Annotated in this window: 13 protein-coding genes, 2 tRNA genes, 1 other RNA gene and 1 pseudogene; 8 read left to right on the top strand and 9 right to left on the bottom strand. The window is 53.5% G+C overall.

Annotated elements, in window-relative coordinates; genetic code table 11:
* Nucleotides 1–68: 68 nt before the first annotated feature.
* Nucleotides 69–2,048: pseudogene (adhE, locus tag F9C28_RS11460) on the top strand (bifunctional acetaldehyde-CoA/alcohol dehydrogenase); the annotation flags it as partial.
* 257 nt (nt 2,049–2,305) lie between these two features.
* Here the strand turns inward: adhE and tdk are convergent.
* Nucleotides 2,306–2,920 (bottom strand): thymidine kinase, encoded by a 615-nt coding sequence (tdk, locus tag F9C28_RS11455; RefSeq protein WP_199015446.1) that lies wholly within the window; start codon nt 2,918–2,920, stop codon nt 2,306–2,308.
* A 491-nt stretch (nt 2,921–3,411) separates the two neighbouring features.
* Here tdk and hns point away from each other — a divergent pair, with 491 nt between their 5' ends.
* Entirely contained in the window at nt 3,412–3,825 is a 414-nt protein-coding gene (hns, locus tag F9C28_RS11450) for a histone-like nucleoid-structuring protein H-NS (RefSeq protein ID WP_199015444.1), read from the top strand.
* A 902-nt stretch (nt 3,826–4,727) separates the two neighbouring features.
* Here hns and F9C28_RS11445 read toward each other — a convergent pair.
* The 3 genes from F9C28_RS11445 to rssB form a co-directional block, all read right to left on the bottom strand.
* Nucleotides 4,728–6,068: a UDP-glucose dehydrogenase family protein gene (locus F9C28_RS11445; protein ID WP_199015443.1), complete on the bottom strand. Its 1,341-nt coding sequence runs from the start codon at nt 6,066–6,068 to the stop codon at nt 4,728–4,730.
* Nucleotides 6,069–6,095: 27 nt separating this feature from the next.
* Entirely contained in the window at nt 6,096–7,004 is a 909-nt protein-coding gene (gene galU / locus F9C28_RS11440) for a UTP--glucose-1-phosphate uridylyltransferase GalU (protein ID WP_199015442.1), read from the bottom strand.
* A 201-nt stretch (nt 7,005–7,205) separates the two neighbouring features.
* The gene (rssB, locus tag F9C28_RS11435) at nt 7,206–8,219 is read right to left on the bottom strand and encodes a two-component system response regulator RssB (protein ID WP_199015440.1); all 1,014 of its coding nucleotides are present in this window, start codon (nt 8,217–8,219) and stop codon (nt 7,206–7,208) included.
* 259 nt (nt 8,220–8,478) lie between these two features.
* Between rssB and F9C28_RS11430 the strand changes: the two genes are divergently transcribed.
* The 5 genes from F9C28_RS11430 to F9C28_RS11410 all read left to right on the top strand — a co-directional run bounded on the left by F9C28_RS11430 (nt 8,479) and on the right by F9C28_RS11410 (nt 10,547).
* Nucleotides 8,479–8,937, top strand: a complete 459-nt coding sequence (locus tag F9C28_RS11430) for a YchJ family protein (RefSeq protein ID WP_199015439.1) — start codon at nt 8,479–8,481, stop codon at nt 8,935–8,937.
* 44 nt (nt 8,938–8,981) lie between these two features.
* Nucleotides 8,982–9,824, top strand: a complete 843-nt coding sequence (gene purU / locus F9C28_RS11425) for a formyltetrahydrofolate deformylase (RefSeq protein ID WP_199015438.1) — start codon at nt 8,982–8,984, stop codon at nt 9,822–9,824.
* A 144-nt stretch (nt 9,825–9,968) separates the two neighbouring features.
* A tRNA-Tyr gene (locus F9C28_RS11420) sits at nt 9,969–10,053 on the top strand.
* A gap of 90 nt (nt 10,054–10,143) precedes the next feature.
* Nucleotides 10,144–10,228: transfer RNA gene (locus F9C28_RS11415), tRNA-Tyr, on the top strand.
* 195 nt (nt 10,229–10,423) lie between these two features.
* A non-coding RNA gene (locus F9C28_RS11410) (RtT sRNA) lies at nt 10,424–10,547 on the top strand.
* Between the two features lie 101 nt (nt 10,548–10,648).
* Here F9C28_RS11410 and narI read toward each other — a convergent pair.
* The 5 genes from narI to F9C28_RS11385 form a co-directional block, all read right to left on the bottom strand.
* Entirely contained in the window at nt 10,649–11,326 is a 678-nt protein-coding gene (gene narI / locus F9C28_RS11405) for a respiratory nitrate reductase subunit gamma (RefSeq protein WP_199015437.1), read from the bottom strand.
* Nucleotides 11,326–12,036, bottom strand: a complete 711-nt coding sequence (gene narJ / locus F9C28_RS11400; protein ID WP_199015435.1) for a nitrate reductase molybdenum cofactor assembly chaperone — start codon at nt 12,034–12,036, stop codon at nt 11,326–11,328. Before narJ ends, narI begins: the two co-directional genes overlap by 1 nt.
* Nucleotides 12,033–13,568 carry a nitrate reductase subunit beta gene (gene narH / locus F9C28_RS11395; RefSeq protein ID WP_199015433.1) on the bottom strand — a complete coding sequence of 512 codons (1,536 nt, stop codon included), beginning with the start codon at nt 13,566–13,568 and terminating at the stop codon, nt 12,033–12,035. The genes narJ and narH overlap by 4 nt, the downstream gene beginning before the upstream one ends.
* The gene (locus F9C28_RS11390; RefSeq protein WP_199015432.1) at nt 13,565–17,314 is read right to left on the bottom strand and encodes a nitrate reductase subunit alpha; all 3,750 of its coding nucleotides are present in this window, start codon (nt 17,312–17,314) and stop codon (nt 13,565–13,567) included. The genes narH and F9C28_RS11390 overlap by 4 nt, the downstream gene beginning before the upstream one ends.
* A gap of 402 nt (nt 17,315–17,716) precedes the next feature.
* Nucleotides 17,717–19,111 (bottom strand): NarK family nitrate/nitrite MFS transporter, encoded by a 1,395-nt coding sequence (locus tag F9C28_RS11385; RefSeq protein ID WP_199015431.1) that lies wholly within the window; start codon nt 19,109–19,111, stop codon nt 17,717–17,719.
* 333 nt (nt 19,112–19,444) lie between these two features.
* Between F9C28_RS11385 and narX the strand changes: the two genes are divergently transcribed.
* Nucleotides 19,445–21,217: a nitrate/nitrite two-component system sensor histidine kinase NarX gene (gene narX / locus F9C28_RS11380; protein WP_199015430.1), complete on the top strand. Its 1,773-nt coding sequence runs from the start codon at nt 19,445–19,447 to the stop codon at nt 21,215–21,217.
* Nucleotides 21,218–21,225 lie beyond the last annotated feature (8 nt).

Here is a 21,225-nt window from a genome sequence, read left to right as displayed (position 1 = left end):
GCTCTGCCTGGCCCGACGCATCAGCCAGGCCACCTTATTTTTCGCCCTAGCCAAGCAGCCCGGGGAAAATCCTGATGTCCAAAACCTTCGATAACGGCGTTATCTGTGCTTCTGAACAGTCCGTTGTGGTGGTTGACTCCGTCTATGATGCAGTACGCGAACGTTTCGCGACCCACGGCGGCTACATGCTGCAGGGTAAAGAGCTGAAAGCCGTTCAGGATATCATCCTGAAAAATGGCGGTCTGAATGCGGCTATCGTTGGTCAGCCGGCGGTTAAAATTGCCGAAATGGCCGGCCTGACCGTGCCTGCCAGCACCAAAATTCTGATTGGTGAAGTGTCTGTTGTTGATGAGTCTGAGCCGTTTGCTCACGAAAAATTGTCTCCGACGCTGGCAATGTACCGCGCGAAAGATTTTGAAGATGCGGTAGATAAAGCCGAGAAACTGGTCGCCATGGGCGGTATCGGTCATACCTCCTGCCTGTATACCGACCAGGATAACCAGCTGGAACGCGTCAACTACTTCGGTCAGATGATGAAAACGGCCCGTATCCTGATCAACACCCCGGCCTCTCAGGGTGGTATCGGTGACCTCTATAACTTTAAGCTCGCGCCTTCCCTGACTCTGGGTTGTGGTTCATGGGGTGGTAACTCCATCTCTGAAAACGTTGGTCCTAAGCACCTGATCAACAAGAAAACCGTTGCTAAGCGAGCTGAAAACATGTTGTGGCATAAACTTCCGAAATCTATCTACTTCCGTCGTGGCTCTTTGCCAATCGCGCTGGATGAAGTGATTACTGATGGTTGCAAACGTGCGCTGATCGTCACTGACCGTTTCCTGTTCAATAACGGTTATGCAGACCAGATAACCTCTGTGCTGAAAGAAGCCGGTGTTGAAGTTGACGTTTTCTTCGAAGTAGAAGCAGACCCGACACTGACTATCGTGCGCAAAGGTGCCGAACTGTGCCACTCCTTCAAACCTGATGCGATTATCGCACTGGGCGGCGGCTCCCCGATGGATGCAGCCAAAATCATGTGGGTAATGTACGAACACCCGGAAACGCACTTCGAAGAACTGGCGCTGCGCTTTATGGATATCCGTAAACGTATCTACAAGTTCCCGAAAATGGGCGTGAAAGCAAAAATGATTGCTATCACTACCACGTCCGGTACCGGTTCAGAAGTCACGCCGTTTGCGGTCGTCACCGACGACGCTACCGGCCAGAAATACCCGCTGGCTGACTATGCCCTGACCCCGGATATGGCTATTGTTGATGCCAACCTGGTGATGGACATGCCGAAATCCCTGTGTGCCTTCGGTGGTCTGGATGCGGTAACCCACGCCCTGGAAGCTTACGTATCGGTACTGGCCAGTGAGTTCTCTGACGGTCAGGCACTGGAAGCACTGAAACTGCTGAAAGAAAACCTGCCGGCGTCTTACCACGAAGGGTCTAAAAACCCGGTTGCCCGTGAACGTGTACACAGTGCGGCCACCATCGCCGGTATTGCGTTTGCTAACGCCTTCCTGGGTGTGTGCCACTCTATGGCTCACAAACTGGGTTCCCAGTTCCACATTCCGCACGGTCTGGCAAACGCCCTGCTGATTTGCAACGTTATCCGCTACAACGCGAACGATAACCCGACCAAACAGACGGCGTTCAGCCAGTACGATCGTCCGCAGGCGCGCCGCCGTTATGCAGAAATCGCAGACCATCTGCGCCTGACTGCCGAAGGCGACCGCACTGCAGCGAAAATCGAAAAACTGCTGGTGTGGCTGGAAGGCATGAAAGCGGACCTGGGCATTCCTAAGTCCATCCGCGAAGCGGGCGTACAGGAAGCTGATTTCCTGGCGAACGTTGATAAGCTGGCTGAAGATGCCTTCGATGACCAGTGTACTGGTGCTAACCCGCGTTACCCGCTGATCGCTGAGCTGAAAAAAATCCTGCTGGATACGTTCTACGGCCGTGATTATGTAGAAGGTGAAGCGGCGGAAGTGGCGAAAGCCGCACCGGCGCCGAAAGCTGAGAAAAAAGCGAAAAAGAACGCGTAATATCACCACGGTGATAACCGCGTAACGCACTAACAAAAAACCCGCTCCGGCGGGTTTTTTTATTGCTGTCGGGGTGCAGCGGGGATGTCGCTTGCGCGGATAAATCTATCCTGCACGGCGTGCGGGGCAATTCCAGCCCGGAGTCTATTATAACCGCGTATCTGCGGGCGCTATACCGCACCCACACCGTTATTGTGGCTTACTCGCATTTACCCCCGGCAGAATAACAACGGCCCCTCAGCGCGGCTTACAGGCGCTTAATCGTCAGGGTGCTGCTGTACCTGGGGTAAGGACCCTACTTTTTGCGCTTGCTTATAATGCTTGCGGCACACCGAGACATAACGCTCATTACCGCCGATCACCACCTGCTCCCCTTCATTATAAGGACGCCCGCTATGATCCAGGCGCAGCACCATACTGGCTTTACGGCCACAGAAGCACACGGTCTTAAGCTCCACCAGTTTATCTGACCAGGCCAGTAGATACTGGCTACCGGTGAATAACTCTCCCCTGAAGTCAGTACGCAGGCCATAACAGAGTACCGGGATATCCAGCTCATCGACGACTTCAGAAAGGTCATACACTTGATCACGGGTCAGAAACTGGCTCTCGTCTACCAGTACGCAATGGATGGGCTGTTTATGATGCTCAGCCTGAATTTCAGCAAACAGCGAACTTGACGGGTTATACAATTTGGCCGGGGATGAAAGCCCGATGCGCGAAGTTACCTTCCCGGCACCATATCTGTCATCAATTTCAGCGGTATATACTAGCGTGTGCATGCCGCGCTCATGATAATTGTATGACGACTGCAGTAAGGCAGTTGATTTACCAGCATTCATCGCAGAATAATAAAAATAAAGCTGAGCCATTAACCCAACACCCTCAAACATAAGAATAGATGGGCGGATTGTATCACAGGATGCGGGGATATCGCCGGGATTGGCAATCCCGGCGCGGATGTTCCACCGCGGCTAATTAACACCCGGATAACACAGCGGCACGCCATCGGCACTTATCCAGCTCGCGTTGGGGCGGCTATTTTTTCCGGCATTAATCAATGTTGCCGGGCCTTCGTTATTATTCCTTAATAAAAAAAGGGGCACCAAAAGCTAATACATGGGCCGTTAGGTTAACCTAAATGGGTATACCCGCATGCTGTGTGACCTGTGAAAAAGTGACATAATGCAAACTTCCCACCCGGAACAATAACGGAAAAAAGAAGTTAATGACCGCTAAACATTAGCGCAAATATTGTGTAATTTTGAATTCCTTACATTGAGATCTATTGCAGAACTAAATTTAAGGCTCTATTATTAGAAAACACACTACTCACTCCCGATATAAATTTGAGATTACTAAAATGAGCGAAGCACTGAAAATTCTGAACAACATCCGTACTCTTCGTGCCCAGTCAAGGGAATGCACTCTGGAAACACTGGAAGAGATGCTGGAAAAATTAGAAGTTGTCGTAAACGAACGTCGTGAAGAAGAAAGCGCAGCTGCAGCGGAAATTGAAGAACGCACCCGTAAACTGCAGCAATATCGCGAAATGCTGATTGCCGACGGTATTGATCCGAATGAACTGCTGAATTCAATGTCCGCAGCGAAAACCGGTACCAAAGCCAAACGCGCAGCGCGCCCGGCTAAATATAGCTACATCGATGAAAACGGTGAAGCCCGCACCTGGACTGGCCAGGGCCGTACTCCGGCAGTTATTAAGAAAGCCATCGACGAGCAGGGTAAATCTCTGGATGACTTCCTGATCGCTGAATAATTCAGCAACAATGAAAAATCCCGCCATGGCGGGATTTTTTTTACCCTCATACAATTTTCACGGGAACTTTATCAATAAATGCCGAATGCATAAGACAACAAATGACTAATACCGATCATTAAACATCGCCTTACGGTAACAAATACCCCTCTCCGCCAGCCAAAATCAAGTCACCACTCAATAGCTTAAAACATCCAGTGATAACAACCGACCTGGGCTATCCCGACAGAGGCAACGGTGGGTTTTACCATTAACCACCACCCCGGCAGTACAAAACATATTCAGGGTATCCGCAGCAAGCCCGGGAGTTTGTTTCTGTGACGTTTACTGACCCACCGCACAAATGGAAAAACTATTTATCCGCGCAGTCCAACGCACGCCCTGCTGCTAAATACCCTCCCCCGGTAATATCGTCAAACTAAGTAAATCTCAGACACAAATTGCCATAGCTACAAACAATTAACCCAGACTGCTAATTAGCCGCAGACCGCTACACAATCCTTTGGGGGGGTTTCTTACGCGACATATACCCTGGCCGTTGCCAGAGCCCGGCGGCAGAATCGACTGGCCGTAAAATAAACCGATGACCATAATTGGCCCTGCGCCCTGGTAAAAACGGTCTGGTTTATCAGCCCACTATCACCGGCAGGTAAAAAGATGAATAATAATTAATCATCACTATGATGACTACGACATTTTCCTGGCATCAGGGGTAAACCGCCGGGCTCTATTTACGGCATGTCGCCTGAAGGGAGAGAAAAGAACGAATGGGGAGAAGCATAGCGGAAAGGGATAATTGAAAATCTGGTTACCGGCATTTAACCGCATTTACTGACCGGGAGGACAATAAACGCCGTAACGCCGGTAACCAGCGGGACTACGCTGACTGATACTGCGCTGGCTTATGCCAGTGCGATGGACGCACCGCGACCAATGGCATAGTAGGTAAAGCCGCGTTTTTCCAGGCGCTCCGGATCGTACAGGTTACGACCGTCGAAAATAACCGGGTTATGCAACGCGTTTTTAATTTCATCAAAGTCAGGCGCTTTGAAGCTTTGCCATTCAGTACAGATAACCAGCGCATCGGCATTGTGCAACGCCGCTTCTTTGGTACCCATCAGCATCAGGTCATCACGATGGCCGTAAATGCGCTGTGCTTCGTTCATGGCTTCCGGATCAAAGGCCTGTACTTTGGCCCCGCGTTTCCACAGTTCTTCCAACAGAACGCGACTGGATGCGGCACGCATATCGTCGGTGTTCGGTTTGAAAGACAGGCCCCACAGCGCGAAAACTTTGCCTTCCAGATTTTCACCGAACTGACGAACGATAAACTCAGGCAGTTTATGTTTCTGAGATTCGTTAACGTCTTCCACGGCCTGCAGCAGGCGCGGTGCATAACCAATATGTTCCGCCGTGCGGATCAGTGCCTGGACATCCTTCGGGAAGCAGGAGCCGCCATAGCCGCAACCAGGATAGATAAAGTGATAGCCGATACGGGAATCAGAACCGATACCCTGGCGCACTTTTTCAATATCCGCCCCCAGGCGTTCGGCCAGGTTGGAAATCTCATTCATAAAGCTGATTTTGGTGGCCAGCATGCAGTTTGCCGCATACTTGGTCAGTTCAGCACTACGAATGTCCATCATGATCATCCGATCATGGTTACGGTTGAAAGGCTCATACAGTTCGCGCAGCAGATCGATAATCGCATCGCTATCGGTACCCACCACAATACGCTCCGGACGCATGCAGTCAGCAACCGCGGCACCTTCTTTCAGGAATTCCGGGTTGGACACCACATCAAACGGGATATCCAGATCGCGCTGTTTCAGGGTTTCCAGCATAACGGTACGCACTTTATCCGCCGTTCCGACTGGCACGGTTGATTTATCCAGGACCACTTTGTGGTCTGTCATATACTGCGCAATGGTACGTGCCACGGCGGTGACATATTTCAGGTCAGCAGAACCGTCTTCATCCGGCGGCGTGCCTACTGCAATAAACTGCATCTGCCCGTGGGCAACACCGCTTTTCGCATCGGTACTGAAATGCAAACGGCCTTCTTCGTAATTTTTGGTGACCAGCGGCGTCAGACCAGGTTCGTAAATAGGGATGATCCCTTTTTTCAGGTTCTCTACTTTCTTCTCGTCAACGTCGATACACATCACATCGTGACCGACTTCAGCAAGTACTGCTGCCTGAACAAGCCCTACATAGCCAATCCCAAATACGGTTACTTTCATCACATATTCCTGCGGTTAACCTGATAATTATTTTTTGCTGCCAACGGTTTCTTCTAGCCAGGCTTTAAAATCTGTTCCCAGGGTTTTGTGGCGAACGCCATATTCAACAAACGCCTGCATATAGCCGAGTTTGTTGCCGCAGTCATGGCTCTTACCTTTCAGGTGGTAAGCGTCAACCGGATCACGTTCCATCAGCATGGCGATAGCATCGGTCAGCTGGATTTCATCGCCAGCACCCGGAGGGGTTTTCGACAGCAGCGGCCAAATATCGGCGCTTAATACGTAACGGCCAACAACGGACAAGTTGGATGGAGCTTCGCTGGCTTTGGGTTTTTCAACAATCCCCACCATTGGCGCGCTGTCGCCTGGGTTCAGGGTTGCCCCTTTGCAGTCAACAACCCCGTACGCCGTCACGTCTTCTACCGGCTCAACCAGGATCTGGCTGTGGCCGTCAGTTTCAAAACGCGCGATCATCTCGGCGAGGTTTTCTCTGCTCAGATCGGATTCGTATTCATCGAGGATCACATCCGGCAGTACCACGGCAACCGGCTCATCACCCACCACCGGGTGCGCGCACATTACCGCATGGCCAAGGCCTTTAGCCAGCCCCTGACGCACCTGCATAATGGTGACGCCCGGAGGACAAATCGCCTGCACTTCTGCCAGCAGCTGACGTTTCACACGTTTTTCCAGCATGGCTTCCAGCTCGAAACTGGTGTCGAAGTGGTTTTCGATAGAATTTTTGGAGGAGTGAGTAACCAGGACAATTTCAGTGATGCCGGCAGCAATACATTCATTCACAACATACTGAATTAATGGTTTATCAACCAAAGGCAGCATTTCTTTCGGAATTGCTTTGGTTGCGGGCAGCATACGGGTCCCCAGTCCTGCGACCGGGATAACTGCTTTTGTTACTTTAGCTTTAGTTACAGCCATTGAATACTCTCCAGGACTGTCCAGGCTTTTAGCCCTTCGTCATTAAAAAAAACGAACCAGAGTATATCAGCTCAAAATAGATCTATTGGGCTGTATTCTCATCAAGTTGGAAATTTAAGACAAATACGAAATAAAACTGGTTAAATATTATCATCGCCATGACTAAGGATGAAAAACAATACACCGCTCCCGGCTAACCGTTCAATCCGCAGACAGCATCAGCCGCAAACGGCCACCGGAACCCCACACCTGGCACTGCCAGGCAGTGCAGCGCTGGCTGATCTGATTAAAGTGCGTGCTATTCATGGTCCCCAGCGGCACGCCATTGCTTAACTGGATTTGATGTTCTCCAGTGTTTAGCGTGGCGTTAAGCCCTGCGGACACTAATATAAGATTATTCAATGTACTGTGATAATAGCCCACCAGTAAAGGAAATTGTCCTTTGAGATTTGCCTGGCGCAATAACTGGTTAACCTGGCGCAGTATCGCTCCCATTTCCGGCAAACGCTGATTCTGGCGGGAAAGATGATCCTGGAGAAGATGGTTAAATAATGCGCGCAGCAATAATGCGGCTAAAACGCCATTTTCACCGGCGCGCGAGACATCAAGACAATAAAATGCCAGATCGTTATCAGATAATGGCGCAATATCCAGCACCAGCCCCGGTTTATCGCCAACAATGAGCTGGCGGTAATTGACCCGGCACCGGGGAATAGTCTGCTGGACCGGGGGCTGAAGTTCTTTCAACAGCTGTACTGCCGCCGCCGGATTATTCACCAGCGCGTCCCAGTCCTGAAATAACCGATCCTCTTCCTCCACCCGGGAGTTGAAAATTGCCGGATAGAGACAGGCCAGTACCGTTTCGCGCAGCCGGTCAAAATCTTTGATTGGCTTTAGCAAGACATCCTGCACCCCAAGGCGCAGCGCACTGGCAATATCAGACATATTTTCCGTGGCGGAAATAATCAGTACTGGGGTTTGGTCGCCCTGGCTGCGCAAATGCTCCACCAGTTTCAATCCCCCCATACGGGGCATCGCGAGGTCACAAATCAGTAAATCAAGGGCACAGGCCTCGATCCGCTCAATGGCTTCGATACCGTCTCCGGCAACCTGGGTTTCTGCGCCAAGCGATTTCAGCCAGCCGTCCAGTAATGAACAAAATACCGGTTCATCTTCCACAATGAGGATTTGTTTTCCGGACAATGGCGCTGACATGCTTTCTCCCCTGACTGACGCTAACTAAATAGTGGCATGAAACGCAGACTTACGCCCGTCAGAATTTGCCTGATGTGAAATAAAATAAACGTTGACAATAGGTTAAAGCAAAGCGATACATCTATTCCACATTTGCAAAGCAAATCATCCTATTGCTGACACGATTTTTCTGTTTTTTTTGCCGCCGTGACAGGATAACGGTACTCAGTTACCATGCTGGTTTATGATTGTTTCAACCAGAATGAGCAAAGGAAGAACAGTGACACAACCTTGTCCCTGCGGCAGCGGTTTGGAGTATAGCCTATGTTGCCAACCTTACTTAGCTGAGCAACAAACGGCCCCCACTCCGGCGGCGCTGATGCGCTCCCGTTACAGTGCGTTTGTGGCCCATAATGCCGACTATTTAGTGGCAACCTGGCACCCGCAGTGCCAGGCTCAGGGGCTGAAAGCCGAACTTGAAAACGGTTTTGGCGCAACGCAATGGCTCGGCCTGACGGTGTATGACCAGCAAAACGGCAGCCATCCCGATGAAGGGTTTGTCAGTTTCGTCGCCCGGTTTACCGAGAATGGCACACCCGGTGCCATTATTGAGCGTTCACGATTCTTAAAAGAAAATGAACGCTGGTACTATATTGACGGCGTTCGTCCGCAGTTTGGCCGTAACGACCCCTGCCCTTGCGGTTCAGGGAAAAAATTCAAAAAGTGCTGTGGTCAATAAACCATCGTAATGTCAAAACAACACACAACAGGATTATCGCAGTAATGCACGCGCAACAACGAAAAGTGCTCCGTACTATTTGTCCGGACCAAAAAGGGCTGATCGCCAGGATCACCAATATTTGCTACAAGCATGAGCTCAACATTATTCAGAATAATGAGTTTGTTGATCACCGCACCGGACGCTTCTTTATGCGTACCGAACTCGAGGGGATTTTTAACGACAGTACGCTGCTGGCGGATCTGGACAGTGCTTTACCGGAAGGTTCGGTCCGGGAGCTTAACCCGGCGGGCAGACGCCGGATTGTTATTCTGGTTACTAAAGAGGCCCACTGCCTGGGCGATCTGTTGATGAAGGCAAACTACGGTGGGCTGGACGTCGATATTGCGGCGGTGATCGGTAATCACGATACCCTGCGCCCGCTGGTAGAACAGTTTGGTATTCCGTTCCAGCTGGTCAGCCATGACGGGTTAACCCGCGAAGCCCACGACAAGCAGATGATGGAAGCCATCGATGCCTGGGAGCCGGACTACGTGGTACTGGCAAAATATATGCGCGTCCTGACGCCTGAATTTGTTGCCCACTTCCCGAATAAGATAATCAATATTCACCATTCGTTTCTGCCGGCCTTTATTGGCGCCCGCCCCTATCATCAGGCTTACGAGCGCGGGGTAAAAATTATCGGCGCCACCGCGCATTATGTGAATGATAATCTCGATGAAGGCCCGATCATTATGCAGGACGTGATTAATGTCGATCATACCTTTACCGCTGACGATATGATGCGTGCGGGCCGGGACGTGGAAAAAAATGTTCTGAGCCACGCGCTGTATAAGGTACTGGCGCAGCGGGTATTTGTTTACGGTAACCGGACGATTATTTTGTAATCAGCAGGGCAATGAATTGTTTAGCTTTACAGCGTTAAGGGTAAAAAGTACGCAAACAACTCATTTTCCTCAATACAGCACTTTACAGGGGCGTTTCATTTGATATGATGCGCCCCGCTTCCGGAGATAAAGGAAGCGGCCAGTGGTGGGGTTCCCGAGTGGCCAAAGGGAGCAGACTGTAAATCTGCCGTCTCAGACTTCGAAGGTTCGAATCCTTCCCCCACCACCATTTTTCATATCGCGGTAGCGATATGGCTGGCAGGATGAAGATTATGTTCCTGTTTAGCGCGCAAGACCTCTACAATTAGCAATCCCCAGTGGTGGGGTTCCCGAGCGGCCAAAGGGAGCAGACTGTAAATCTGCCGTCTCAGACTTCGAAGGTTCGAATCCTTCCCCCACCACCATTTCTTTTAGTAACTCCGCATTAAAATCAATCTTCATAGCTCTATATTCTCCTGAGCGGGACGGATGAGATCCTTCGACATATGCTTCACTTCCGGCTGTTTTACTTGCCAGTTTGTCCCCCGGGCAGTGCTCGAAATCCTCACGTACACCAGTACGCTGCGGTTTCTGCGCGCTGGCCGTGAACCAACCTGACTGCGCCAACAGACGCCGGCGCGCTAAGCATAGCGGTTCGACTCGAGCGGTAGCGAGAGAACGTTGCTTTAGCAACGGCCCGCAGGGCGAGTCGCCACGCGACGAGTAATCCTTCCCCCACCACCATTTCCGCTGCTATTCCTCCCCACTCTGCCCATATCCCCCCAAATAACAGATATAAAAAAAGCGCCTGGCGAAACAGGCGCTTAAACCACAGTAATATCAGATTAGCGACGGGCGCGTACCACCTGATACTTGCGGGTCAAATACTCGACCGGTACGCTCCAGATGTGCACCAGACGGGTAAATGGAAACAGCAGGAACAGGGTCATCCCCAGCACCAGATGAACGCGGTAGATAAAGGCCACCCCGTCCAGATGCTCAGCGGCCCCGCCGTGGAACGTCACGACGGCCTGCGCCCATCCCACCAGCTTCATCATCTCGCTGCCGTCCATATGCTGGGAAGAGAACGGGATAGTCCCTAACCCCAGCAGACACTGAATCATCAGCAGCGAAAGGATCAGGATATCCGCCGTGGTGGTGGTGGCGCGAATACGCGGGTTAAACAGCCGGCGTTTCAGCAACATCAGGCCGCCGACCAGGGTCATCAACCCGGCCAGACCACCGCCAACCATCGCCATCATCTGTTTTACCGGTAACGGCAAGAAGGACTCGTACACCCAGTGCGGGGTCAGCATGCCGAGGAAATGCCCGGCGAACACCCCGAGAATACCGAGGTGAAACAGGTTCGACGCCATATTCATGCCGCGACGATCGAGCATCTGGCTGGACGCCGCGCGCCAGGTGTACTGACCATAGTCATAACGGATCCAGCTACCGATAAGAAACACGGCGCCGGCCAGGTAAGGATAAATAGTAAAGAAGAACACATTCAGGAATTGCATCAGCGCTGCCCTCCATCAGTCAGATTCAAATACTGTGGTGCTACCGCACCCGCAAAGCGCCGCTGATGGGCACTCACCGGGGAGTCGCCACACCCCTGCTCGGCGAAGAACTTCACTTGTTCCTCTTCCCACACCGCATCCAGCGCAGCCGGGGTGTCATCGCGGGCTTCGTCGGCAATTTGCTGCTGAACCTGTTCGCTGTCCAGCTTGCTGTCCGCCAGACTCAGTAAAATGTCCAGCAGCACGGCATACTGGCTTTCCCGCTGGTGCAACCGGGCGCTGAGCAAGGCAAGAATCGGCGCAATATCCTGTAAGCCACTGCGGGCGTCTTGCTCCGGCAACTGGGCCAGATACTCCAGATAAACCGGTAAATGGTCCGGCAGCTCAAGGGTGTCCAGCTCCAGACCGGCCCGGCGATACTGGTCCAGCAAATCGACCATCGCCTGGCCGCGATCCCGGGATTCACCGTGGACATGTTCAAACAGCAGCAACGACGTAGCCCGGCCGCGATCGAAAAGCTCGCTATAATCCGCCTGAATATCCAGCAGATCCCGGGTTAACAACCCGTCCAGAAATGTCTGTAACTGGGCGATATCAGCCACTGCCAGCCGCGAAGACTGGCCGATGACTGCGGTGATTTCCTGGCGGTTCTCCACCAGGTCTGCCGCCGGATACTCCAGCAGCCGGGAGATCACTATCAGCTCTTTCATTCACGCGGCTCCGTTTTCACACTGACATCAATGGCATCGATCCGGCGGCTGTTGAACAAATTGAATTTGCTGTCGCTACCGTGGCAACCGTCACCAAAGCTGAACCCACACCCATTACGATCCGGGAAAGCATCCCGGGCTTCTTCGCGATGGCTGGTTGGTACCACAAAGCGATCTTCGTAGTTAGCAATCGCCAGATAACGGTACATCTCTTCCGCCTGGGCCGCCGTCAAGCCAACCTGCTCCAGCGCCCGGGTATCTTCAACACCGTCCACGGTTTCAGCGCGTTTAAAGTGGCGCATGGCCAGCATCCGTTTCAGCGCCAGCAGTACCGGCGCGGTATCACCGGCGGTCAGCAAGTTCGCCAGATACTGCACCGGAATACGCAGGCTTTCGACGTCCGGGAGAATACCGGTATGGGGCAGCTCACCGCTGTCTGCGGCGGACTGGATCGGTGACAGCGGCGGCACGTACCATACCATCGGCAGGGTGCGATACTCCGGATGTAGCGGCAGGGCCAGCTTCCATTCCATCGCCATTTTGTACACCGGCGACTGGCGGGCAGCGTCCAGCACTTTATCGGAGATCCCCTGCTCCCGGGCCTGGCGAATCACCTCAGGATCGTTAGGATTGAGGAATACCTCCAGCTGGCGCTGGTAGAGGTCTTGCTCATTTTCGGTACTCGCAGCACGCTCGATGGCGTCCGCATCGTACAGCAGCACGCCCAAATAGCGGATACGGCCCACACAGGTTTCAGAACATATTGTCGGCATCCCGGCTTCGATACGCGGGTAACAGAAAATACATTTTTCAGATTTGCCGCTCTTCCAGTTGAAGTAGATCTTTTTGTAAGGGCAGCCGGTAACGCACATCCGCCAGCCACGGCATTTGTCCTGATCGATCAGCACAATGCCGTCTTCTTCACGCTTATAGATGGCGCCACTCGGGCAGGTTGCCGCACAGGCCGGGTTGAGGCAGTGCTCACACAGGCGCGGCAAATACATCATAAAGGTGTTTTCGAACTGGCCATACATGGCTTTCTGCAGGTTGGCAAAGTTCTGATCCGCGCTGCGCTTGCTGAATTCGCCCCCCAGATCATCTTCCCAGTTAGGACCGGCTTCGATCTTATTCATCCGCTGGCCGGTGATCAGCGAGCGCGGGCGGGCAATCGGCTGGACTTTCCCTTCCGGGGCGCTGTGCAGACGCTGGTAATCAAACGTAAAAGGCTCGTAATAGTCATCGATTCCCGGCAGATGCGGGTTAGCGAAGATTTTACCCAGCAGCATGGCGCGGCCGCCCATGCGCGGCTGTAATTTACCGTTAATCTTACGGATCCAGCCGCCCTTCCATTTTTGCTGATCTTCCCAGTTATCCGGGTAACCGATACCCGGACGGGTTTCTACATTATTGAACCAGGCATATTCCACGCCTTCACGGCTGGTCCAGACATTTTTACAGGTTACTGAACAGGTATGGCAGCCAATGCATTTATCCAGGTTCAGCACCATGCCGACTTGTGAACGGATTTTCATTTTACGCTCTCCTGTACCTGATCATTACCTTCGTCATCTAACCAGTTGATATTTTTCATCTTACGAACCACAACAAATTCATCACGGTTGGAGCCGACGGTGCCGTAGTAATTGAAGCTGTATGCCAGATGGGCATATCCGCCAATCATATGGGTCGGCTTCGGCGTAATACGGGTCACCGAGTTATGGATCCCGCCGCGCTGGCCGGTAATTTCAGATCCAGGCAGGTTTACGATACGTTCCTGGGCGTGATACATCATGGTCATCCCCGCCGGCACGCGCTGGCTGACAATGGCCCGGGCCGTCAGGGAACCGTTGGTGTTAAACACCTCGATCCAGTCGTTATCGGTCACCCCGAGATCCCGGGCATCATCTTCACTCAGCCACACCACCGGACCACCGCGCCCCAGGGTCAGCATCAGCTGGTTATCACTGTAGGTCGAGTGAATGCCCCATTTCTGGTGTGGTGTCAGGAAGTTCAGCGCCTTCTCCGGGTTACCGTTGGATTTCTGCCCCATCACCGCTTTCACGGAACGGGTATCGATCGGCGGACGGTACACCAGCATGCTTTCGCCAAAATCGCGCATCCACTGGTGATCCTGATAGATCTGCTGGCGGCCTGACAGGGTCCGCCACGGGATCAGCTCGTGGACGTTGGTGTAACCGGCGTTATACGAAACATGTTCATCTTCCAGGCCAGACCAGGTGGGGCTGGAGATGATTTTACGCGGCTGGACCTGGATATCCCGGAAGCGGATCTTCTCGTCTTCTTTGTTGATTGCCAGGTGGGTGTGCTCGCGCCCGGTAACCGCACTCAGTGCCGACCAGGCTTTCACCGCCACCTGGCCGTTGGTTTCCGGGGCCAGCGTGAGGATCATTTCCGCGGCATCAATGGCAGTATCCAGCAGCGGCTGGCCTTTGGCCGGGCCATCCTGTTTGGTACGGTTCAGTTTGCGCAGCAGTTCCACTTCGCTCTGGGTCTGCCAGCCGATGCCTTTACCGCCGTTACCGAGTTTCTCCAGCAGCGGCCCTACTGACGTAAAGCGCTCCCAGGTGGCCGGATAATCACGCTCTACCGGAATAATATGCGGTGCCGTTTTACCCGGGATCAGGTCACACTCGCCTTTTTTCCAGTCTTTCACATCCAGCGGCTGGGCCAGTTCGGCGGCAGAGTCATGCTGAATCGGCAGGGTGACCACATCGGTTTCGACCCCAAGGTGACCCACGCAGACCTCCGAGAAGGACTTCGCGATCCCTTTGTAAATCTCCCAGTCGCTTTTAGACTCCCAGCAGGGGTCAACCGCGGCACTGAACGGATGAATAAACGGATGCATATCCGAGGTGTTGAGATCTTCTTTCTCATACCAGGTGGCCGTCGGCAGCACGATATCGGAATACAGACAGGTGCTGGATAAGCGGAAGTCGAGAGTGACCACCAGATCCAACTTACCTTCTACTCCCTGATCCTGCCATTCCACTTCTTCAGGCTTGTTGGCACCCTGCTTGCCCAAATCCATCCCCTGGATACCGTGCTCGGTGCCCAGTAAATATTTGAGCATAAACTCATGGCCCTTACCGGAGGACCCCAGCAGGTTAGAACGCCAGATAAACAGGTTACGCGGGTGGTTATTACCGCTGTCCGGATCCTCTGCCGCAAAACGGATTTCGCCGCTTTTCAGCGCCTGTACGGTGTAATCCGCTGGCGCCATCCCCGCGGCGCGGGCGCGTTCGGCAATGGTCAGCGGGTTAGTATTAAGCTGTGGTGCCGAAGGCAGCCAGCCCATACGCTCAGCCCGGACGTTAAAATCAATCAGATTACCGCTGTAACGGGATTTATCTGCCAGCGGGGACAACAGCTCCTGGGCGGTTACGCTTTCATAGCGCCACTGGCTGGAGTGGTTATAGAAATAAGAGGTACTGTTCATATGGCGCGGCGGGCGCTGCCAGTCAAGACCAAATGCCAGCGGTAACCAGCCCGTCTGCGGGCGCAGTTTCTCCTGGCCAACATAGTGGGCCCAGCCGCCGCCGCTCTGGCCAACACACCCACAGAAGATCAGCATGTTGATAAGCCCGCGGTAGTTGGAATCCGTGTGATACCAGTGGTTCAAACCGGCACCGACAATGATCATCGAACGGCCGTGGGTTTTATCCGCATTCTGGGCGAACTCACGGGCTATACGCGCAATATCCTGGCGGGCAACCCCGGTGATTTTTTCGGCCCAGGCAGGGGTATACGCTTTGACATCGTCATAGTTGCGGGCACAGTTGCTGTCATCCAGGCCGCGATCCAGCCCATAGTTGGCCAGCGTCAGGTCATATACCGAGGCGACCAGTACGTCGCTGCCGTCGGCCAGGGTCAGACGTTTTACCGGCAGCTTATGCAGCAGCACATCGTCCAGCGCCACGGAGGGGAAGTTTTCTGTCTGTTCGCCGCCAAAATACGGGAAACCAACATTCACCACCTCATCATGGCTGCCCAGCAAGCTAAGGCGCAGTTCAGTCTCCTCACCGGATGTCCCGTTACGCTGCTCCAGATTCCATTTGCCCTTCTCCCCCCAGCGGAAACCGATTGAGCCCTGAGGTGCTATCAGCTCCCCGTTGTGGTCGTCCACCGCCACGGTTTTCCATTCCGGGTTATTTTCCTGGCCAAGGGTGCCCACCAGATCACTGGCACGCAGCATACGGCCTGCGGCGTAGTGGCCTTCAGCACGGGGCTCCAGCATCACCAGCATCGGCATATCGGTATAGCGACGTACATAGTCAGTAAAGTACTGGCTGGGGTTATCGAGGTGGAATTCACGCAGCATCACGTGGCCCATGGCCAGCGCCATGGCGCTGTCAGTCCCCTGTTTCGGGGCCAGCCACTGGTCACAGAGCTTAGAAATCTCTGCGTAATCCGGCGTGATAGCCACGGTTTTAGTGCCTTTGTAGCGTACTTCAGTAAAGAAGTGCGCATCCGGGGTACGGGTCAGCGGGACGTTGGAACCCCAGGCAATGATGTAGTTTGAGTTATACCAGTCTGCGGACTCTGGCACGTCGGTCTGCTCACCCCAGGTCATGGGGGATGCAGGCGGTAAATCGCAGTACCAGTCGTAGAAGCTCAGGCAAGTCCCGCCAATCAGGGACAGGTAGCGGGCACCAGAAGCATAGGACACCATCGACATGGCGGGGATCGGCGAGAAGCCCGCGATACGGTCCGGGCCATAGGTTTTGGCGGTGAAGACGTTTGCTGCGGCGATCAGTTCATTCACTTCCTGCCAGGAGGAACGTACCAGTCCACCGCGACCGCGGGCCTGTTTGAAGCTTTTCGCTTTGGCGCTGTCATTAATGATAGAGGCCCAGGCATCAACCGGATCGCTGTGCTGGGCTTTGGCTTCACGCCACAGTTTCAGCAGCCGTTTACGCATCAATGGGTATTTCAGGCGGTTAGCGCTGTAGAGATACCAGGAGTAGCTGGCACCGCGCGGACAACCGCGAGGTTCATGGTTTGGCAAATCAGGACGGGTACGCGGATAATCGGTTTGCTGTGTTTCCCAGGTCACCAGACCGTTTTTAACGTAGATTTTCCACGAACATGACCCGGTGCAGTTAACCCCGTGGGTAGAGCGAACTACCTTGTCATGCTGCCAGCGCTGACGATATCCATCTTCCCAGTCACGGTTGGTATCGAAAGTCTGTCCGTGTCCATCGGCAAAGGTTTCTCCCTTCTGTTTGAAGTAGCGAAACCGGTCAAGAAACTTGCTCATCGGGACTCTCCTGATGTGGAGCCTATGGCTCTCTGTATAAAGTCGACATTGCTCGAGTTAGCAGCAAAGTAATCCTCTGAACTCGCAGCAGAATTGACGACGATCAACCGCCAGCGGCTTTACTGCGGACACAAAACGAACAAATACCACTAAATTGGTAGATAGAAACAAACGTTATCACTATGATTTTATTTATTTTTTTACTGACGAGTTTGTTTTTTGACCCTCGTAGTTTGCCAGATGAGTATTAAGTGGTAGGCCGCTGTTTTTGCAGGATGTTTAGCTGGGGGGCGTTAAAACCAATCCTAAGTATGTTGTAACTATTATGAGAGGTAAATCACAGCAAAAAAAAGCGCGGCCGGAGCCGCGCAAAAAAGTCATCAAAAGGTAACGTCATGGATATTATTTTTGGGTCTTGCGCCCGTACACCAGCCAGGTAATCACGACACAAACAATGTAGAACACCAGGAAGACCTTCATGGCCCCCGCCGGGGAACCAGTCATCTCCAGCGAGGTCCCGAACGCTTTCGGAATAAAGAACCCGCCGATGGCCCCAATGGCAGAGATAAACCCCAGCGCGGCAGCGGTTTCAGTGGCCGCTTCACGCTGGGCCAGCGCATCATCCCCGCCCTGCGCTTTAATACGGTCAATGGTCAACTTGCGGAAGATAACCGAAATCATCTGGAAGGTCGAACCGCTCCCCAGCCCGGAGGTCAGGAACAGCAGCAAGAACACCCCGAAGAAGGCGATAAAGTTGCCGTCGACCCCGGCAGACGGCAAGGTCATAAACAGCGCGGCGCTGAAGACTGCCATCAAAATAAAGTTCACCAGCGTCACGCGCACCCCGCCCAGCCGGTCAGAAATCGCCCCCCCCGCAGAACGCGCCAGGGCACCCACAAATGGCCCAAAGAACGCGAAATGCAGAATATTAACCTGCGGGAACTGGGTTTTTGACAACATGGCGAAACCGGCAGAAAAACCGATAAACGATCCAAAGGTAGCCAGATACAACAAGCTGAGCCCCCACAGGTGGCCACGCTTCAGCACCGGCAGCTGTTCCCGCAAAGAGGCTTTAGATGCCGCGAGGTCGTTCATGCCAAACCAGGCTGCCAGGGTAAAAATAACCAGCGGCGGTACCCACACCCAGGCGGCATTTTCCAGGAACAAGTGGGAGCCATCCGGTTGCACGGTACCATCACCGGGGCCAAAAAACGCAAACATCCCGACAGAGATGGCAAAAGGCGCCACCAGCTGCATCACGCTGACCCCCATATTCCCCAGGCCGCCGTTGATCCCCAGGGCGCCGCCCTGCTTCGCTTTCGGGAAGAAGAAACTGATATTTGCCATACTGGATGCAAAGTTAGCACCCGCAAAACCGCACAGCAGCGCGATAATAATGAACGTATTATAGGATGTTGAGGTATCGCGAATTGCCAGCCCCAGCCAGATGCAGGGAATTATCAGGATCCCGGTGCTAAATGCTGTCCAGCGGCGCCCGCCAACCAGCGGAACCATAAAAGAGTAAGGGACGCGCAATAATGCGCCGGAGACAGAAGGTAACGCGGTGAGCATAAACAGCTGATCGGTCGTAAAATTAAAACCGACTTTATTCAGGCTGATAGAAACCGTGCTAAACAGCAGCCAGACACAAAAGGCCAGCAGCAAACAGGGCACCGAGATCCACAAATTCCGGCTGGCAATACGGTGGCCTTTGGTTAGCCAAAAATCGGGATCTTCTGGGCGCCAGTCAGTAATGACATGGCCCGAGGCTGGTTCTGAAACAGAGGACTGACTCATATACACCTCAAATTTATAATGGAATACACCGCCACGATAGGCAGTGTCGGTGAAGACGCCACGATAGGCAGTGTCGGTGAAGATAAGTTGATGTATATCAATGGTTATTCAGGTTCAGTGATGGCTAAATTATTACTATCATCCCAAGTGAGTAGCCCCTGTAATATAAAAAAGCGTGAATTATCACATGCCTGAGTTGGTATACCCCGGGTCCGGCCAGTGATACCTACCCCTGGTCAATTAAGGAGTAATCCCTTGGGGGTATGGGTATACTCCCGGGGAGAGGTGAAAATAACCGCAAGCCCACTATTCCTGACGGAGTCCCTGGTCCACATGTTGAAGCTTCTGCTCTCCCCCCTTAGTCTGGCTAACCAGTTAGTGCTGATTGTGCTGTTTGTTGCCGTTCTGGGCGTATCGGCCCTGAGTACCGCCAGTTGGTTAAGCAGAGGGATCCTCGGCAGTGCCCACGCTATCAATAAAGCCGGCTCCCTGCGGATGCAAAGTTACCGGCTGCTGGCGGCCGTCCCCCTGACTCGCGACAGTGCCCCGCTACTTGCCGAGATGACCCAAACCACCAACAGCGAAGAGCTGACCCGGGCCGCCAGTGATGATGAGCAACGGGCCCGGCTGCAATCCCTGAAAGATTGCTGGGAGCAGGAACTGGAGCCCGCCCTGAAAGCAGCCCACAACCAGCAGCAGGTGCAAGTCCAGGTGGCGCACTATGTAGCGCAGATCGATAAGCTGGTGACCGCCTTTGATCAACAAACCGAATTGCGTATGCAGCGGGTGGTTCTGTTACAGCTGGTGATGGCGTTACTGATGGGGCTGCTGTTTTTGTTTACCGTGGTGTGGCTGCTAAAGCGGCTGCTACAGCCCTGGCGACAGTTAATGAATATGGCCACCGCCGTCGGCCACCGGGACTTCACCCAGCGGGTGCAGATTAGCGGACGCAATGAGATGGCCACCCTGGGGGACGCCCTGAACAGCATGTCCGGGGAGCTGGCGGAAAGCTACGCCCAACTGGAGGCCAGAGTGGCGGAGAAGACCGCCCGGCTGGAGCACAAAAACCGGGTGCTTTCGTTCCTTTACTGGGCCAATCGCCAGATCCACTCACAGGCGGATTTCTGCCAGCGGATTACCCCGGTGCTCAATGAACTGCAAAAATTTACCCCGCTGTGCAACCTCGAAATGCGGGTCTATGAACATGAAGATGAAGACCATTATCAGGAGTTTTCACTGCAACCCGGCACCGATTGCCGCGATCGGGGCTGCCAGCTCTGCCCGCGCAGCCAGCCGGTTACGCTGCACAATGCCACCCCGTGTAAATGGCGCTTAACGGACAGCCAGAATCAGTATGGCCTGGTGCTGGCGCAGCTTCCGGAAGGCGAAGTGCTTAACCCGGATCAGCAATTGCTGGTCGATACCCTGATGGAGCAGCTCACCTCGGCCCTGGCTCTGGAACGCCATTCAGAGCGCCAGCAGCAACTGATGGTGATGGAAGAGCGCTCCGCCATTGCCCGGGAGCTCCATGACTCTATCGCCCAGTCCCTCTCTTGTATGAAGATGCAGGTCAGTTGCCTGCAAATGCAGGGGGAAAATATGCCGGAGGCCAGCCGGGAGCTGCTGGGGCAAATACGCAGTGAATTGAATAGCTCCTGGCGCCAGCTGCGCGAGCTGTTGACTACCTTCCGGTTACAGCTCAGTGAACCTGGGCTACGCCTGGCCCTTGAAGCCTGTAGTGAAGAGTTCAGCGATAAGCTCGGGTTCCCGGTTACCCTCGATTACCAGTTGCCGCCGCGTCTGGTGCCGTCCAATCAGGCTATCCATCTGGTGCAAATCGCCCGGGAAGCACTGAATAATATCCTCAAACACGCCGGGGCCAGTGAAGTGGTGATTCGCGCCGTGCTGGAGGGCAAACAGGTCACCCTGAGTATCACCGATAATGGCTGTGGTATTCCGGAAAACGGCGAGCGCCGCAACCATTATGGCTTAATTATTATGCGTGACCGGGCACATACCCTTAAAGGGAATTGCCAGATCCGGCCGCGCCCGGAAGGGGGAACCGATGTGTCGGTGACCTTTACCCCCGATGGACAATCTTCCTAATACAGGAG

The sequence above is a fragment of the Shimwellia pseudoproteus genome, from assembly GCF_016415625.1.
Taxonomy (GTDB): domain Bacteria; phylum Pseudomonadota; class Gammaproteobacteria; order Enterobacterales; family Enterobacteriaceae; genus Shimwellia; species Shimwellia pseudoproteus.
The sequence above is the reverse complement of the archived record's forward strand: the minus strand, read 5'-3'. Positions and strand labels throughout refer to the sequence as shown.